At 51.2% G+C, this 17853-nt stretch carries 12 protein-coding genes and 3 pseudogenes; 11 read left to right on the forward strand and 4 right to left on the reverse strand.

Going from position 1 to position 17853, the window contains the following annotated elements:
- Positions 1 to 945: 945 nt before the first annotated feature.
- Positions 946 to 1763: pseudogene (locus ACT3HL_RS15515) on the forward strand (IS1595 family transposase).
- A gap of 91 nt (positions 1764 to 1854) precedes the next feature.
- Here the strand turns inward: ACT3HL_RS15515 and ACT3HL_RS15520 are convergent.
- The gene (locus tag ACT3HL_RS15520; RefSeq protein WP_445087671.1) at positions 1855 to 3276 is read right to left on the reverse strand and encodes a hypothetical protein; all 1422 of its coding nucleotides are present in this window, start codon (positions 3274 to 3276) and stop codon (positions 1855 to 1857) included.
- Positions 3277 to 3861: 585 nt separating this feature from the next.
- On the opposite strand from ACT3HL_RS15520, the gene ACT3HL_RS15525 reads away from it, so the two are divergent.
- The gene (locus ACT3HL_RS15525) at positions 3862 to 5052 is read left to right on the forward strand and encodes a glycosyltransferase (protein WP_445087672.1); all 1191 of its coding nucleotides are present in this window, start codon (positions 3862 to 3864) and stop codon (positions 5050 to 5052) included.
- A 142-nt stretch (positions 5053 to 5194) separates the two neighbouring features.
- On the opposite strand, the gene ACT3HL_RS15530 is transcribed toward ACT3HL_RS15525, so the two are convergent.
- Positions 5195 to 6625, reverse strand: coding sequence for a sulfatase-like hydrolase/transferase (locus tag ACT3HL_RS15530; RefSeq protein ID WP_445087673.1), 1431 nt, complete (start codon positions 6623 to 6625; stop codon positions 5195 to 5197).
- 717 nt (positions 6626 to 7342) lie between these two features.
- Here ACT3HL_RS15530 and ACT3HL_RS15535 point away from each other — a divergent pair.
- The 3 genes and pseudogenes from ACT3HL_RS15535 (at position 7343) to ACT3HL_RS15545 (ending at position 10422) form a co-directional block, all read left to right on the forward strand.
- Positions 7343 to 7794: pseudogene (locus ACT3HL_RS15535) on the forward strand (NUDIX domain-containing protein).
- A 466-nt stretch (positions 7795 to 8260) separates the two neighbouring features.
- Positions 8261 to 9463, forward strand: coding sequence for an AAA family ATPase (locus ACT3HL_RS15540; RefSeq protein WP_445087674.1), 1203 nt, complete (start codon positions 8261 to 8263; stop codon positions 9461 to 9463).
- Between the two features lie 353 nt (positions 9464 to 9816).
- Positions 9817 to 10422, forward strand: coding sequence for a hypothetical protein (locus ACT3HL_RS15545; protein ID WP_445087675.1), 606 nt, complete (start codon positions 9817 to 9819; stop codon positions 10420 to 10422).
- 4 nt (positions 10423 to 10426) lie between these two features.
- Here the strand turns inward: ACT3HL_RS15545 and ACT3HL_RS15550 are convergent, their stop codons facing one another.
- Positions 10427 to 11077 carry a hypothetical protein gene (locus tag ACT3HL_RS15550; RefSeq protein WP_445087676.1) on the reverse strand — a complete coding sequence of 217 codons (651 nt, stop codon included), beginning with the start codon at positions 11075 to 11077 and terminating at the stop codon, positions 10427 to 10429.
- A 553-nt stretch (positions 11078 to 11630) separates the two neighbouring features.
- On the opposite strand from ACT3HL_RS15550, the gene ACT3HL_RS15555 reads away from it, so the two are divergent.
- The 6 genes and pseudogenes from ACT3HL_RS15555 (at position 11631) to ACT3HL_RS15580 (ending at position 16776) form a co-directional block, all read left to right on the forward strand.
- Positions 11631 to 13037 (forward strand): site-specific integrase, encoded by a 1407-nt coding sequence (locus tag ACT3HL_RS15555; RefSeq protein ID WP_445087677.1) that lies wholly within the window; start codon positions 11631 to 11633, stop codon positions 13035 to 13037.
- 73 nt (positions 13038 to 13110) lie between these two features.
- Positions 13111 to 13398: an AbrB/MazE/SpoVT family DNA-binding domain-containing protein gene (locus ACT3HL_RS15560; protein ID WP_445087678.1), complete on the forward strand. Its 288-nt coding sequence runs from the start codon at positions 13111 to 13113 to the stop codon at positions 13396 to 13398.
- A 39-nt stretch (positions 13399 to 13437) separates the two neighbouring features.
- On the forward strand, positions 13438 to 13869 hold the full coding sequence (locus ACT3HL_RS15565) for a hypothetical protein (protein WP_445087679.1): 432 nt from the start codon (positions 13438 to 13440) through the stop codon (positions 13867 to 13869).
- 360 nt (positions 13870 to 14229) lie between these two features.
- Complete coding sequence (locus tag ACT3HL_RS15570) at positions 14230 to 15462, forward strand: Fic/DOC family N-terminal domain-containing protein (protein ID WP_445087680.1); 1233 nt, start codon at positions 14230 to 14232, stop codon at positions 15460 to 15462.
- Between the two features lie 449 nt (positions 15463 to 15911).
- Positions 15912 to 16303: pseudogene (locus ACT3HL_RS15575) on the forward strand (toxin-antitoxin system TumE family protein).
- A 23-nt stretch (positions 16304 to 16326) separates the two neighbouring features.
- Positions 16327 to 16776, forward strand: a complete 450-nt coding sequence (locus ACT3HL_RS15580; protein WP_445087681.1) for an HVO_A0114 family putative DNA-binding protein — start codon at positions 16327 to 16329, stop codon at positions 16774 to 16776.
- Positions 16777 to 16799: 23 nt separating this feature from the next.
- Here ACT3HL_RS15580 and ACT3HL_RS15585 read toward each other — a convergent pair whose 3' ends face one another.
- Complete coding sequence (locus ACT3HL_RS15585) at positions 16800 to 17813, reverse strand: tyrosine-type recombinase/integrase (RefSeq protein WP_445087682.1); 1014 nt, start codon at positions 17811 to 17813, stop codon at positions 16800 to 16802.
- Positions 17814 to 17853: the final 40 nt, after the last annotated feature.

Raw genomic sequence — 17853 nt, forward strand, 5'->3', positions numbered from 1 at the left:
AGCGGAACATCTTCAGAAGGAAGCAAGCATTTAGTAATTGATATGACACGCCGACAAGGTCGAGGAATCAAACAGGCACATACGTTTGGGTTGCCTGCTTCAATTCCAGCTTTGAAAGGCCGCGGAATTTCCGCAGCCAAGATGTGATCAAGGACCGTCAATATTGCCAGAGAGGGGTTTTATCTCGTCAAGCGTTGCTTGAGTTCTGCAGATTGAGCACCGCACTGTACACGAATTGCACGGAGTGCGTCTCGACAGGCATTAACAAGCGTCATCGTATCGTCAGGTGCGCCTCCCAAGCATGATCAGCCTGGGTAACCCAACCGGCCTAGGGGAATCGGTAACGCGGAGGATCAATCTATGGAACCTCTGAGACTTTTTGCCGGTCTTGTCAATCGGAGTCAGGCAGTCGACGCGTCTTGAATATGTGGCTAGGGGAGAAATAAGCCGCGCTAAACGGCCATCTCCCGGATAGTCGTATGAACCGTGTCGTAGTCGGCATCGAAGAACCGGGGGGTTTGATGAATACTGAGTAGTATGTCGGCAGAAATATCAGGAGAATTACAATATCTCTAGGGGGTGGGTGCTTAATCTTGAAAGCGTGTGGCGCGCGTAGGTGAGTATAAAACAGGACAAGACCACCAAATACGGGTATTTTCGTCCTCTGGCCGGATGGTAGTTTCGCCAGACTCGGACAGGAAGCGTTCTCCCAAGCTTACTTTGAGCGCGCTCAATTACGTCACCAAGCAGATCTGGGTGCAACGGTTCACTCAACAAGATACCGAAATATCCCGCCGAATGCGGTTTGGCTGTCCATACGGAACTAATTTCTGCGGGGTGCTGTGATTATTACGCTCTTCGCTCTTGTGAAGCAGGTTGTTGGTCGAGGAGAGCTGGCGCTGCGAAAGCGTAGCGGGCAAGGGTGACGCGAACGCGTCACCCGATATGTTCCCATTTGAACTGCTAAACTCGGAGGCGAGCGCCGCGAACCTGCTCCAGCAGGTTCGCGGCGCGAGGGCTTCCAGTGCCCGCGCTGCCGGTCTGAGTCAGTGATCAAACACGGCAGCTATCGGCAGTTTCAGCGGTACCTCTGTAAGGGTTGCGACCGCACGTTAAACGACAAGACCGGCACGATTTTCGCGCACGCGAAAATCGGCCTCGACAAACTCCTGTTCGCGTTCTACTCGTTCGTTCGCTTCAACACGAGTATCCGTCAGTTAGGCGCTGAAATCGATGTTTCCTACCGGTCGCTCCATCGGCGAGTTCTACGTCTCTGCCGGGAAGAAAGGCCACGCGAGCGCGACTCTCGGTCGCGCTCGCGTGGCCTTTCGAAACGCGGACGCGGAACGTACACAGAAGACAAACCGCCAGTGTTCACGCTCGTTGACCGCGGCAGCGATCAGCGGTACGTCGTGCCCGCGAAATCCGCCGACGAATCGACCGTGCGACTCCTCCTCGAAAATCACGAGAAGGAGTCGCTAACCGTCTACACAGACGGATTTCGTGCATATGATCCACTAGACGATGATGAGAACTTCGACCGGGAATCAGTGATTCACGGCGACGGCGAGTACGTCGATGGAGATGCGCACGTGAACACGTGCGAGAGCCACGCGTCGCTGGCGCGACGGTGGCTCTCGCCTCATCGAGGCGTCTCAAAAGACAAATTGACTATGTATCTCAGACCATTGCAGCTCCGACAGCGAATCCTCCGCAACCCCGGACGAGAAGCACTCCAAGAGATTGTTCGAGCAGTTCTCTGACTCACCAACAATGTACTTCACAAGAGCGTACGCTCTTTCACTGCGTTCGGTAAGAGCTAAGACTAATTCAATTACAACTTATTGCTAAAATTTAACATCCCTTCTGTGATTTGAAAAAGGAGGAATCACCATTATGGTAGGTTCTGCTGTACTTTTTCATCATACTTTCTTGTACGTCCCATATTAATCTAAATGTACCATATTCTGTGGTATGCCATTCCCGAGCAGTATTTATGAGTAAACAACTTTGATTTTTCGAACTTATGTTCTTATTTAGCAGTTCTTTCTCCATTGAAATGTATTTTTGTGAAATTTGTCCATTTGAAATTGAACTAGGTGTTGCCTCCTGCTGAGTAAATAAATCTGTATATATGGAACCGACAACCCACTCATCCCCGAAATCTTTCGCGGCCACTTCTTGCTCGTTCAAGTAATTTCTCTGACCGACGGGATGATCCGGGATTGCTGTAGCCGAGAATATCTGAAGAAATATCAACAAGAAGACCAATATGGTAGTAGATAACGTTTTGATGGAAATACGATCATTAAAATTTCCATCTATAATTTGAGTAATCACTAACGGGATTACGATGAATTCAATTGTCATAAGTATTCTAAAAGTTGGGGCATCATTTAATCCCGCAAGTGTCGTTGCTGACAGAAGTATAACGATACCAGCTGATGCACTAAGTATCAAAGTTGAGGGAAGGCTACGGTCCCTTTTATACAATAATAACCAAGATAGTCCACTTAGCGGCAACAATAATAATGCATGTCCACGACGGATTCCTATCCACATCCAGTTAGGAAACGGATTTACTGCAGCTACTGGTTGGTATTGGGGAATATACGATGGTTCAGATAGAGACAGCACCTCCAGAACAGTTCTGATTACGAATCCCAGTATAGTATTCCCAAGTTGTGCATACACAACTAGGGCTGAAATGCCGAAGACTATCGTGATCTGAGATAGGTTTATCTGGTTTATGGACCGCCCCCATAAGCGATCGATGAATACTATTATACCGAACATTAAGAGTGACAAGAATACTATTAACGGTGGCAGTTTATGCGTGATAGATGATAAAACAAGGAATAATATACCTATCAAAAAGATTTTAGGATCTTTTGTAGAATAATATTTGATTAGGCTGAATAGAAATAGCATCCAAATAACGACCCCTAACGACTGATTTACTGGCCAAAAGGAATAATGATATGTGCTTGTGGCAACGGTAGTTATCGCTGCAGCGATAATACTATTTTTCCTGTTCTCGTCCAATTTATACGATATTTGTGAGGCGATGATTGGGGCTAAAACCCCGAGACTAACTGTGTGGGTGAGGAGGGAATATTGGCTATGAACGTCCGATATAGATCGATACATTGCCGGAAGAATAAATGAAATAGGTGCTTTCTGATAGAAAGGGATTGAATGTAATGATACGATAGAACCTGATTTTGAAACTTGGTGTATGATAATTGCCAATTTATCCGGGTCCCTCCCGATCATACTTGCAGGAAATTGGAATATATACAACCGATATACGATCGAGATGAGAACAATCACAAATAAATACTGATGATATGAGAATAAACATTCTTCCCGATATGCGGCAATAGAAATCGATACTACAGATATGAATAGTGCTAAAGGGAGGGCAGGAAACAGTGTGCCCGTCGTCGTCGTAAATATCAAAGCCATAGTAAAAGATACTATGCATATGAAAAGACTGAGCTTAAATTCAACTCCCCGTATTTCACACTCGATCTTACGTAGCATAGAGTGTATAGATTGAATCTGTGGGTACACGTTGGATCTTCTGCTTGATAGTTGTGCTAGGATAGGGTGAATACAAATATCTACTGTGCCTGAACCAACCACTCCTTTAGCGTTCGGTGAGCTGTGTTATCTCAGCGAGCCCTGCTATTAGGTTAGATCAGTCTATGAACCCTTCCAGATATGCAAAGTTGAGTTAGTTAAGACGTGATTTTGTGATAAGCTAAGAATGAGCTAACCATTTGAATAGAGGATGTGATTTTCTCATTCGATAGAATAAAATCCACAGCGGATGAGTGTAACATTATGCATATCTGTATGATATCAGAACTCTACCCCCCTGAAGTAGTTGGAGGGGCCGAAAAATATGTCCAGACGCTATCTGAGCGACTAGTAGAACGCGGTCATAAAGTAACTATTCTTGCTACGGGGGAATCTACTCAATATGACTACAGATTTTCTTCTGAAATGATCGAGGGGATCCAAGTTTACCGGGTTGCACCATTAAATATGTATTCCCCGATCGAGCACCCAGAACAGCCGATGTGGAAAAAACCCATACAGCATTCTATCGATATCTGGAACCCCTATATGTTCTTGTTAATACGCAAAAAAATATCCGAAATTGACCCAGACCTCGTACATATTCATAATTATTCGGGTTTCTCAACGGCTGTATTTCGGGCAGCAGGAAAATTATATCCTTCCTGCCATACACTTCATGACTACTCACTTCTCCATATATTACCTGATATGTATCTTGCTGGTCGAACGAGAGAATCGCCGATACTTATGGCGCCGTTTCGACTGTGGAATAGGGTTCAGGTCACTCCGTATGTTGATACTGTTATGGCACCGTCTAATTTTCTCTTGGAGAAGCACCATTCATACGGTTTATTTACGGATACTGATTCTCGAACCTTGCGACTTGGTATCGACTCGGACGCTAATGTACTAAACCAGAAGAGCGATCCCCAAGATGAATTTCGTTTATTATATGTTGGTAACATCTCTGAAAAGAAAGGGGTTTTGCTGCTTACTGAGATATTTTCAGACTTGGATGAACTCGGTATCTGCCTTGATATTGTCGGAAAGGGACCCGAGAAACCCACAGTTGAGGATATTGCCCAGAACTATACTAATGTTCATATACATGGGTTTATTTCTGAGAAGAAGCTATCAAACCTTTATCAATCCGCTCATTCAACCATTGTCCCTTCAAAATGGTATGATAATTCACCGATGGTGATATATGAATCATATTCCTATGGAACACCCGTTATCGGTGCAATGAGTGGCGGTATACCTGAATTGATTGATGATGGTGTGACTGGATATCTATTTGAGTCTGGTTCATCCTCTGCTATGTTGAAAGCTATCAAGGATGCTCGAAGCTCAATTAGCCATAAGTTATTTGAGAATTCTTTAGCCAAATCAGAGGAGTTCAGTTTAACCGGACATATTGACGAATTGGCGTCTATATATCGCAATTTGATAAATAAATTCTGATTTTTGGAGTTTCGACTGAGTTGTTGATTCCGCGGTAGCGCTTTAATGAAGGTAGTGGTGTATTTTAATGCATCCTGTGATATTACACCAGCAGAGTTGCTAATATTGTGCTTTCGTAACTGTTTCGCATCAATCAAAAATATTATAAATAACCAAGATCTTTCAAGCGATCATTTACTTCCTGTCCCTTACCCTCCGAATCAGTCATTTTCAATTCGCCACGCTTACTATGTAGTTTCTTTCGCAATCTATGTTGGATTTTTTCGTTGGATATTGGTGTAGACTCTTCTGGATCAACATCAAGGTTATATAGCTCAGTATGTCCGTCAGAGCCCTCAATAAGCTTCCATTTATCATATCGTATTGCTCGAAGGGCCCGGTCAAAGTCCATTATAGACTCACCAAGTGAGCCTACCCGATTTCTGAGATCATCTAATGATGGTTGTGGATCGGGATACTCGGCGATGATTTCGTCATCAAGTTCTGAGGGAGCAATTAATGATTTATTCGTTCTGTTTTGTGATTGTTCGCCCACTAACTGACACAGTGTCTCACATATATGCCTTGTCTCAACCGGTTTTTCGATACGACCGGGCTCAATTCTCTTCGGGTATCGAATCGCTAATGGGACATGAATTAGCGTTTGATATATGGAATATTGGTGGTCCATTAATCTATGTTCTCCGATGTTTTCTCCATGATCCCCCACCACCACAAAGCACGTCTCATTTATATCATCTTGTTCAATTCTGTTAAACAATTTTCCAATTTGGGAGTCGAGATAGCGTATCTCTGCTCTATAGAGTCCTCGTAGGATTTCAAAATCGGCTGGATCCATCTCTATATTTCCTGCGAGATACTCCCAAGGGTTCTGGTTTGTGCTATATGCTTTCTGAAGATCAACATCTGGGGGAAGCTCTTCGACGGCTAGTTTTTCTGGTGGATCATATTCTAGATGTGGTTCCATATAATTTAAGAACAAGAATTTTGGCGAATTGTTCGAGCTCAAGAAATTAATGGCGTCTTCAGTGATCCTTTGAGCTCCAGAATCTGATCTTTTTGCCATAGTTTTTTCATATATTATATCAATTACTGTTTTGGGAATAGACTTCCAAGAAGTTTGCTTAAGTAATGTGTGAAATTGTTTCTTTCTAGAAGAAAGCTTTCGGAGGTCATCCTTTCCAGTCCCATTCCAAAAGAAATCATAAGCAGTCTTGAACCGGTCAAATCCAATATCAAAATTATAATTCGGTGAAACCCACGGGTTGGCTGATATACCCGCTGTCTCATAACCATATTCCTTCAGTCTTTTTGCTAATGGAGTATTAGGCGGATTGAAATTTGGACTATTAGCAGAGGACCTATGGTCATCCGGATACAATCCCGTGAAGAGACTTGCATGAGACGGCACGGTCCACGGAGCAGGCGCCGTCGCACGGCGGAAATCTATCGACTGGTCAAAAATATGTTTGAACCAGGGAAGTTTTCCAGCATCTAAGAGATCATAAAATGTTTTTGCTCTGCAAGTGTCTATTACGATAAAAATTATATTCGGGTGTCCACGATCACTCATTGGAAACAGACGATTCGGCCCTATAATATGATTTACGGGACCGACCCAAATAATAGCCTGGGGTAGTCCATATCACTTCATACTAGACTGGTTAGATGATGTTGAGACGGACGGTAACGTTCACCAAAGATGTAGTCCCCGATAAGCGTTCTCGGCGGTTGATGATTCGGGTGGTCCACCCGATACAGCAGACAGGTGAGCCGCAGTCGCTCCCCGGTCAGCTAGGTGCTACCTGATAGGAATTGTCCAAGTTTCGTTGTGCACCACTCGGTCTCCATACGCTGGATTTCCTGCTCCTCCTGGACGCGTACTTGCGTTGTGTTACTGCCTGAGTCGATCACGAAATGCACGCGCTGGAGTCCACCCCCCCACCGTGTAGTCGGTTGGCTCGTGTTCCCAATTCGTGACACGGACGTGAGAGACGCGCTGCTACTATTCCTACCCTCTTACTGGTCGTGCACAGATATAGTCTCATACTACGGCAGAAAGTTTTCGTCGTCCACAACACAGCCCTATACTTTCCTCGGGGAATAACTACGCATCCTAAGACTACGATATACCTCCAAGGACTTCGCCGACAAGCATTTCGGTCAATCCAAATTCCACTAAATTCTGAAGTCTCAGGGCACTGGTCAGATAAGATCGAAGCGCTCGGTGGGAACCACAGTACACTTTCGAGGAAGGTCTTGAATGAGCCGTCAGTTACTACCTCGACTGATGACCGACGCAGAAAAACCGATTCCCGACGACGAGTGGCGCACGATCGTCGCAAACGTCCCGCTCGTCTCCGTCGACCTCGTGATCGAATACGACGGTGGCGTGCTCCTCGGCAAACGCAAGAACGAGCCCGCGAAAGGCGAGTGGTTCGTTCTTGGTGGGACAGTGTTCAAAACAAATCCCGAACCGATGCCGTCCACCGCGTTGCCGAGGAGATACTCGACCAACAGGTGGTCATCGACGACTGCCTCGGTACCTGTGAACACTTCTACGATACCGCAGAAATCGACGGCGTCGACTCGAAACATTACCTCGCGACCGGCTATCGCTGCCACTTCGAACGCGATGATCCCGAGATCGTCGGCGACGGGAAACACAGTACCCTCCGGATCGTTCGCCCGCCGTTCGACGACTTCCATCCGTACGTCGAGCGGTATCTCGACGCCCTGTGACACTGTTTACTACCAACCACATTCGACCAGCATACGCAAATAGGGGGTTGTCTCTCCGACGGATTCCTTGTTATCAGACCCGAAGTGATGAGTGTGGCCCCGCAGACGTCCCCCCCACAGTCGGCACCCGACCGCTCTTGTTCGGATACCATAGCTACCCGCGTTAATCAGACACAGCCACCGTCGAAACGCCGCGCCACGGGCTTAGTACCGCAGCCTCCAGTGAGAGAGTACGTTTCGTCTGTCTTCGCATCGGGAGCACACTGAGAGAGTACGTTTCGTCTGTCTTCGGATCAAGAGCGTCCCGGATGAACGTTGCGTCTGTATTCCGGGAACAGAGAGTGGAATTCGTTTGTCTTGCGGTTCGATGGAGGTTGTCAGTGTGATTCGAGTGCTACCTTCGGGACAGACGAAACTAACGAAAGAAGGTTTTAAATATAGTTAGATAGTTTTGGGTGATAGACCAATGGCCGGGCCATTTAGCGACGTTGAACGGTCGATTTTCGCTTCCAAAGAAGTTCTCTCCGAAGATCACCAACCCGATCAGATCCTCGAACGTGACGAGGAGATCGACGAATACCGTCACGCCCTCGAAGATGTGCTCTTTGGTCGTACTCCCCAGAATATAATGTTGTACGGGAAGGCGGGACTCGGAAAAACCGCAGTGACGAAATATATGATGGAAGCACTCCAAGCTGAAGTCACGGAGCGCCCCGACGCTGAGGAGTTACACGTCCACGAACTGAACTGCAACGGAAAGACCGTGTATGCTGTCGTCCGCACGCTCGTCAACGAACTGCTTCCGGAAACCGCGAGCGAATTTCCCAAGCGAGGCCTCGGAACGGCCGACGCGTTCGAGGAACTCTACAGCCAACTTGATCAACTCGGTGGGACACATCTGATCGTTTTTGACGAAATAGACCACCTTGATGCGGTCGACACACTCCTGTATGAGCTCCCTCGTGCCAGATCAATCGGTCACATTACGAACTCCAAAGTCGGTGTCATCGGAATTAGTAACAACTACACGTTCCGGCAGTCGCTCTCTCCGAAGGTCAAGGACACGCTGATGGAGAGTGAGATATCGTTCAGCCCGTACGATGCGAGCGAACTCCGGGCAATCCTCGCTGACCGTGTCGATCGCGCGTTCGTGGACGGCGTCTGTGAGGATTCAGCGATCGCGAGAGCAGCGGCGATCGCAGCGAAAGACCGTGGGAACGCACGCCAAGCGATCGATCTCCTTCGAGTCGGTGGCGAAGTAGCCAAAAAGCGAGGCGACACCCGCGTCGATGACACCCATATCGTTGCGGCACAGGAACTCGTGCAACGCGGTCGGTTGCGAAACCGAATCCGAGATCAGACACAGCACGCCCAACTACTGCTCGAAACCCTCGCATATATCGAGCAACACGAGGAGGCTCCAGCTCGTTCGAAGGCGATCAAAACCCGATACCAAGACGTCGCAGACTCACACGCTGTCTCTCCACTCACAACGCTCAAAAGTATTCAAAACCACCTCTCGGACCTCCATATGCTCGGATTCCTGCAACGAACTGGCCAGAATCACGGTGAGGGTGGTGGACGATACTACGAGTACAGTCTCGATCTCGACCCCCAGATCGTTCTCGACATCAGGCGTGAGATCGAAGCGGCGGCCAACCCAGGGTGACGCCCGGACGGAGACAGACGAAACGTACTCTCTCTCAGGAGCGAAACGGATTGGTACCTGACGAATGTCCGATTGACGGGTCATCTGTCGAGACAGACGAAACACACTCCGTCTCTTCACCGAAGTCGTCTGTGTCCAGAGAACATTTGCATTGACGATCTTTGAATAATCCACCCGACGGGCTCCAGCTGCCGACACCTAACCGGCCCGAGCGAGTGAGCGATGCCGACCCGCTCCTTGAGAATCAGCCGGGCGGAGTTCATCAGACGAGTCCTCGAATTCTATCGGGGAGAGCCAGCAAGAAGAACAGCGTGCCCGTGGTGTGAGGAGACCATCGTAATGAGCGTCAAAATATGAAGTTCGTCAAGCCCGGCGACGATGACGAGGGGAACCTGGAGGAGGACGAAGCCGCAACCACTGAAGAGACGGTAACACTGGAATGGGAATCCGGGTACGACCAATCCGAACACACCCTCGCATCCGCCGCAGAGGCGAATAGTAGAAAACTCCAGGCGACGGAGGAGACGCTCGACGACCTCCGGACACTCGTCGAAGACCAACGAGACGTGATCGACGAACACCGCGCAATTATCGAGGACCTCCAATCTGAGACGGAGACACTAAACGACCAATGTGCCGACCAACAATTGGCGATAAAAGAGCTTCAAGAGGAACTCACAAGTCTTCGAAAGCGGGTCGCTTCCCTCCGAAAATTGGAGGAATTGGTCGAGGATATCGACATCCGAACCGACCAGATAGAATCGAGATTCCCCGACCTCGAAAGCCGGATATCGGAAACGGAGCGCCACGCCGCACGACTCCGGACGGAAGTATTCGACGAGAAACAGCCGTGTCCCACCTGCAACCGCGGTCACATTGCGTTGCAGAGCAACGTTATCGACCCCATCAAGGTCGTGTGTGATCACTGTGACTACGAGGAGAAGCCTGCAATCCGGTAGTGATTCAGTCCCCGGACCCGCGTCCAGCAAAGACACCGGGGAAACCCCGAGGCGACCCGACCAATTCCTCGATCTCGTCACCATTAATTTTCCCGGCCCGGACAAGTGCACCGACCTCGGCATCGGTCAGCTCCTGGCCGTCCTCGAAACGCCGGTACAATTTCTCGATGTCGGGGTTGTACTCGACTGAGATCGAGACGTCCACATTGGTTGCCCGCCCCGACGATTGAAAGAGTTTGTCGACGTTCGCCCCCTGGAGGACGCCGTGCTCGATACACGTTTCCAGCCGGGGGCGATCCCCTTCGAGCCCAAGGTACCCGAATGCGACCATCGCAGCGAGCACGTCTTCGGTCTCTTCGGGGCCGAACGCCTCGAAGATTTTCTCCCGTTCATCTGGTTCGAGGAACAGACTGAGTAACACGAAGTCCTTGAGTCCGTTGGCCACCCGCTCGCGGATATCCTGCCGCCGATTGGCGTCCGTCTGCGGCTGGGCGTACTCCTTGAGCCCACAGAGGTATTCTCGATCAGTTGGGGTGAGTATCCCGCGTGGTCGCTCCTCAGGCGTGAGCGGTGGCTCAGGCTCTCTGTCGTCATCAGTGACGTCGTCGACGCCGGTGAACAGTTCGTCGGTCGGTCGATCCGAGTTGTTAGCCATACTTAGGCTATTACAGCCTAATTCTAAATATCTTTTCACCCGTTAGTAATTTGTCGAAGCGAGCCGAATACCGTACTTGGACAGAGAAGATGACGGTCTCACTCACTCACAAAACGGTTCCCCGTCGACCTACTCCGCAACCGAGAGCACTCGGAAGGCGACTAGCACCGAACTCGAAGGAAAACGTACAGACACAGTTCTGGGATTGCCGACTAACCCACAGGTATAGGCTCTATACTCGGAGAAATCGCTCGACTATCCTATCCCTCGATCACCAATTCTCCGACCAATATCGGCCGTCATCGACAGGTGATTTCGGATCGAATTGGTCGACCAATTCCGAAAAAATGGTCGGGGGACGGTTGACCGGAATCACCGAACGGGCCGTTCGGGAGAAACGGACTACGCGTGATATGGACTTCCCCGAACCAACCCCGACAACAGACGTCACTGGCTCCGAAATTGGTCGGGCCACCCGGGCCGACACCGGAGTAACGACTCGCCCATTCCCCGTCTCGGGGAGTGAGAAATCCCACACCGGAGGGATCGGCGCGTGACCGACCCGATCGAGACCCCCGACGACGTCGACGATCCCGACCAATCGAAGATGGATCCCGACCAATTACAGGAAAATCCCGACCAATCGAAGATGGATCCCGACCAATTACAGGAAAATCCCGACCAATCGACGACGGACCCCGACGACCAAAGCCGAGAAATACGGACTGACGGAGGGACAGTCGCTACCGGATCGGCCGATTTCGACCAATCCACTCGGGCCGAAACTCCGGAAACCCCGATCAATCAGGGGACATCCAGAGCCGACACGACCCCGGCCCCGCAAACAGGTTCCAGTCCCGACCGTCCCGAAGATCCACCGACAAACGATCCCGAAGAGCCGACCAACTCCGAGTCCGACGAGGTCCGGGACGGGGACGAGTTGTTCTCGGGGCCTGCCCCGGTGAACGATGTCCTTGATTTCTATCTCGACACCAACCCGTGGGGCGTGTCGCACGGCACCATCAGTTCCTATCGTTCGCGACTGGGACACTTCCGCCAATTCTGCGCGGAGGAAGTCATCGAGGATCTCCGAGTGCTCCAGCCATCCCAGATGGACGAGTACCACAACTACCTCCGCAAGCAACCGCAGCTCGGCGCCCGCTCTTCGATCAAAGGCTGTCTGTCGTCGCTGCGGAAGTTCATCCGGTACTGCGAGCGCCGCGGCGTCCTCGACCGTGGCTTCCACGAGCTCATCATCCTCCCGACGCTCTCGGACGGTGATGGGAAGGACGAGACGTGGCTCTCCCGCGATGACGCAAAGGAGATCGTCGCCTACCTGGCGAAGTTCAAACCGTTCTCGAAGGCGCACGTGATCTGGGCACTCCTCGCCGAAACGGGGATTCGGCAGTCCACGCTGTACGCCTTCGACCTCGACGACTACGACGCGACCGACCGATACATCGAGGCGGTCAACCGCGAGGACACGGGCACACGACTGAAGAACGGCGCCAAGGGCGAACGCGAAATCGCCATCTCGAGTAAGGCGGCCCAGGTTCTCGACGGATACATCCAAGCGAATCGGAACGCCGTAACCGACGAGCACGGGAGGGAACCACTACTAACGACCAAGAACGGCCGACTCCAGAAGAGCACGATCCGCAAGTACGTGTACGCCTGGTCCCGGCCGTGTGCGATCGGGAAGGATTGTCCGGTCGAGAAGGACCCAGAGACGTGTGAGGCGGCACAGACGAACAATGACGCCTACAAGTGTCCGGAGTCCGTCTCACCGCATCCGATCCGGCGGGGCTACATCACCCACCTCCGGGCCAACGGCGTCCCTACCGAGGACGTGATCTCGAAACGGTGTGACGCCAATCCCGACACGATCGAACGGTGGTACGATATGAGTACGAAAGCGGAGCGCCGGGAGGCGCGGCGTGCGTTCGTCGAAGATCTCTAACAGCGGTCAATCCTGAGTAGCGATATTTCCGTAATACTCATGGTGCACTACATCAGTGATACCAGTAGGACCAATGCCACGTGTCACGGTCAACGGTCAGGTCACAATTCCGAAGCGGATTCGTGAGGCCCTCGGGATTGAGCTAGGAGACGAGGTCGCATTCGAGCAGGCCGAATCTGGCTACACGTTACGGAAGGAAGCTCCAACAACGGCGGACGGAAAGGACCCATTTGAAAGATACCGTGGGAGCGCGGGAGGAGACGATACGATACCCGACCGGATGCGCAGACTAAGAGGAGAGTATCCTTATGATGGTAGCGACGGAGCTGATAAAGACGATCATTCGGGATCAGAGCTGTGACAACAGCGGTCAATACGAACGTGCTTCTCACGACTCTGTATGAGGACAGTCATCGGTCAATTCAGGAGAAAGTACTTACAAATAGTCTCTATTTTTCGTGTAGAGATGAATCGACGATTGTTCCTCTCGCAAGTCGGTCTCCTGTCTCTTATTGGTGCATCCGGCTGTGTAGCCCCACTACTCGGATATGATGTCTTGTTGTACAACGAATCTGATGAGGCTGTAAATGGAACGGTCGAAATTACTGACAGAAACTCGGGGGCCGAAGTGTTCCAAGAAGAATTTGAGTTACCTACGGATGAACGAACCCGATATGAACGTATAGGGAATCATCAGAGAACTCACGAAGTATTTGTTGAAACAGGCGGGGGCTTATCTGACCAAGATCTCTGGGAACCAGATGGTTCTAATTTACATCTAACTGTCAGAATAGGTAACGACGAAATAGAGATAAGCAGATTAGTCGGATAAAATAACATCAGGAATACGACGGGTGTTTTCACTATCAAAAGTTCTTGGTTAAATTCTCCAGGCCATTACAGAAGCAAGCAGACTTTTACGGCTGATTCGGTTGCGAGACCGTGAAAGAAATACCACGACAATAGTTCTGCGAAATCCAATAGTAGACTAGACAAATTGTCTCCGGGGAACCGTTTACCCAGATGTAGTATAGCGCGTTTAGCAAACACTCAACGAGAGGAGTTTACTCAGACGGAATTTTGACTGTCTAGAGAAAGTATCTCTAAATACGATTTACTTAGACGAAATCTTGGACGTATAGGAAAACGATTTCGCACAACCTTTTACTTAGACGGGGAGAAGAGATAGCTAATGAAAGACGGATACCTCGTCGATACGCCTGCACCAGGGGTATACCGGCCGGTCGATTCGAGCTCCGATGTCCCGTTCGCTAAGTTTTACAAGCCGAACGAATTGCCGCCGGAGATTGAGCTATCGGATGACGTGATTCAGGCCTATGGCCGTGCGATGCACGCACTCGGTCGGCTCGATGGCTTCTGGAGTGAGATCGAGAATCCAGAGGCTGTCTTTGGCCTGTTCGTGTACAAAGAGGCCGAGCAGTCCTCACAAGTTGAGGGAACCCGCGTCACAGTTTCAGATATGTACGAGAAAGGTGAGGATTCGAAGGACGTCCGCGAGGCGCGGAATTATGCCTCGGCGCTGAAAGAGGCGGCGACACAGCTGTCGGAAACAGGACGGTCCCGAGAGAACCTCTCGAATGAGCTGTTGAAAAATCTGCACAGAGAACTGCTGGAAACAGGACGGACTGATGAAGAAGATCCCCTGCCGGGAGAATTTCGACCGAGCTATGCGTGGATTGATGAAGCGGCCGGGATTGGAACGCGAGTCCGGTTCGTCCCGCCGAAAGCCGAAATCGCAGCGTCGAGAATGGAAAACTTTGAGGAATATATGCAGTCTGGTGGGGCATCCCCCGACCTGATCGATATCGGGATTCTGCATTACCAGATCGAAACGATCCATCCGTTTGTCGACGGGAACGGCCGTGTCGGTCGTCTACTGATCGTACTGTTGTTGATGGCGTCAGATATCTTGTTGCATCCGCTGTTCTATCTCAGTTCCTACATTCGTCGAAATCGAGACGAATATACGAATCGGCTCTTGGCGGTTAGCGAAGAAGGAGAGTGGAACGAATGGCTACTGTTCTTCCTCACGGGAATCAAAGAGCAGGCAGACGAGGCATTTAGTCGGGCGAAACTCCTCCTCAACCTTCGCGAGCAATACGAGGAGACGTACGCCGATGCTCGCCCGTCTGTCAAGGCTCTTCTCGGGGAGATCTTCACCGAACCTGTATTTACAGTGAATCGCGCTTCGGAGATGATCGAGATGTCGTATCCGGCGGCAAATCAAGCGATATCTATACTGGAGGACGACGGAGTTCTTCGAGAGCGGACGCAGAAAGAGCGCTACCGAGAGTTCCAAGCAGACGGGGTCTTAGACGCATTAAATAAAGACGCAAATGAGATCCCGTCGCCGGAGACATTAATTGCGGAAGAAGAGAATCGGCTCGAAGATATTACTCAATAGAGTATCGAAGTTCGCGTGCCATTACTCAGCATTTTCGAGGCGGATCCTCCCCGACCGCAAGGAGCGATAGTAGTGAGCGAATAGGTTGAGGAGGATCACAACAACGAACGCGCTGTCGCGCCACCGTTCGTCCTCTACGGGAAGCCTCGGGGTCGTCCGAGACGGCTTCGCCGTCTCGTGGTGACGAGAGAGCTATGCTCTCTCGAACCACTTGACCCCGAGGCGGTTCACACGTTGTCGAGATACGTCCGTCGCTGCTCCATCCGCTCCCGGTCGGAGCGTTCGTCGTAATGCTTCTCGATTACACGCTCGGAGACGTCAGCACGACTTGAGACGACTCGTGAAACACCAACCAACTAAGGGGGAAACTACGAACATTGAGTGCGGTAAAACCATTGGTCTTAGAACCAATAGACTTATGGAATTGGTGTACGAACCAATGGATGAGGATGGCCTCGCCGACGAACGATGATCTAGATGGTGTGAGTAATGGGGAGAAGTACCCTGACGGAACCGTCATTCGCGTGTTCTGTATGCGGACAGACCGCGATACATATCCGTCTGAGTGGGCCTACAAGCTCCACTACGGCGTGACGGAGCCAGACCCGCCCCGAACGCTTGACGATGGGACGATTCGTCGGTATCTCGAAAATCGAAGATTTTCGACGACTCGTCGAAACGGCGGCCGTTTCGAGACGACAATTCACACGAAGACACGAAAGGGCACGAACTGCACGTCGCACCGGACCCAAAACCAGAGATAATCACCTTCCCCGGGATGGTCGAGCTCTGGGACCGGTTCTGGAACGAGATCCCCAAAGCCGAGTTCGAGGTCAAGTAAGGCCATACACCACGGTGATACCTATGAACGATACCACCCCGCCGCTGCACCCGATGGAGCGCGAACAGCTTCGAGTCGAATCAACCCTCATCGTGACTGTAAAGTCGTCCAAGGAGTTCCACAATGACGCCACTGACGGAATCGAAGCGCTCAAACGAGACGAGACGGTTGACTCCACGCCCACGCTCTCGTTCACCAGCTACGACGATCTGATGGAGACGCTGACGCCGCGCGTCCTCGATCTCATCGGAGCTATTCGCCGGGAAGAGCCATCTAGCATCAACGAGACCGCACGAGTTGTTGATCGAGACGTGAAAAACGTCCACGAAGAACTCAGTCGGCTTGCCCAGTTGGGCATTATCTTCTTCGAAGAGGAGGGTCAGCGCAAACGCCCAGTCGTTTGGTTCGACGAACTCGTCATTAATCTCCCGTTTGATCCAGAGACAGGTGACGCGGCAGCTGCCGCGCCATAAAAACCGCGCGCAAGTAGCTACTGCTAGACGTTCCCCAGATACGATCGCCGCTGTTCCATCCGTTCCCGGTCGGAGCGTTCGTCGTAGTGCTTCTCAATCACTCGTTCGGAGACGTCAGCACGACCTGAGACGGCCTGCGACGGGACGTCCGATCGTAACCAGTGCGTGATCGATCCGCGCCGGAACGGGTGGGGTGAGACCGATTCGGGACAGGTACTGGAGTTACTGTGATCGGTCGCGTCACAGGTTTTCGGATCTCGCCCGAGCGGACACGTTCCGTCGTGCCGACATGGTTGCGTCCACTTGTACGCATACCTCGAGATCGTGCTCCCAGCGATACGCCCCCTCTTGGTCGTAATGAGCGGCTCTCGGCCGTAGTCGTCCGTGACGTCGGGACGTTTGTGCTCGATCCAGTCGTCGAGGAGGTCGGCGATCGACTCCGAGATGGCGACGTGACGCTGGGACTTCGTCTTGTTCTTGAGCGGCGTGTCGGTGTCGGGTCGGTGTTTGAACCGGAGATACCGCTCGTCAGCATCGTAGTCCTCGACGTCAAGGGATCGGACGGCCCCCTTCCGGGCCATCGTGTGCCACATCACTGCGAGCGTCACGTGCGCCCGGCTGCAGTAGTGGTATCGTTCGAGGTTATGCAGGACCGATTGGGCGGTCTGAGAGTCGAGTTGCTCGTGTCGCGCCATGTCCGAGTCTTTGACAGCGGGCGACTGAACGCGCTGTGAGAGTCCACTCTCGACGGCCTCGATGCTCTCACACCAGCGGATGAAGACGCGGGTGGTGTCCATCATCCCCTTCTCCGTCGCTGGCGCCCAGTCGCTGTCCTTGCGACCCTCGATCTGGTACTCCTTGATGAGGCGGCCCGTGAGTTCGTTCAGGTTGGTGATCTCCCGCTCGTCGAGCCACTCGACGAACGAAGAGAGGCGCGACCGGTGGGAGATGATGGTGCCCTGAGAGAGGTTTCCTCTGCGATCTTCGAGGTACAATTCGAGTGCTCTGCTCGGGTCGATAGGTTCTAACTCCGACATACATATCACTTTTCTTATCTTAGCAAACCACCAGACAACA

This window comes from Halobellus sp. GM3 (assembly GCF_052545375.1).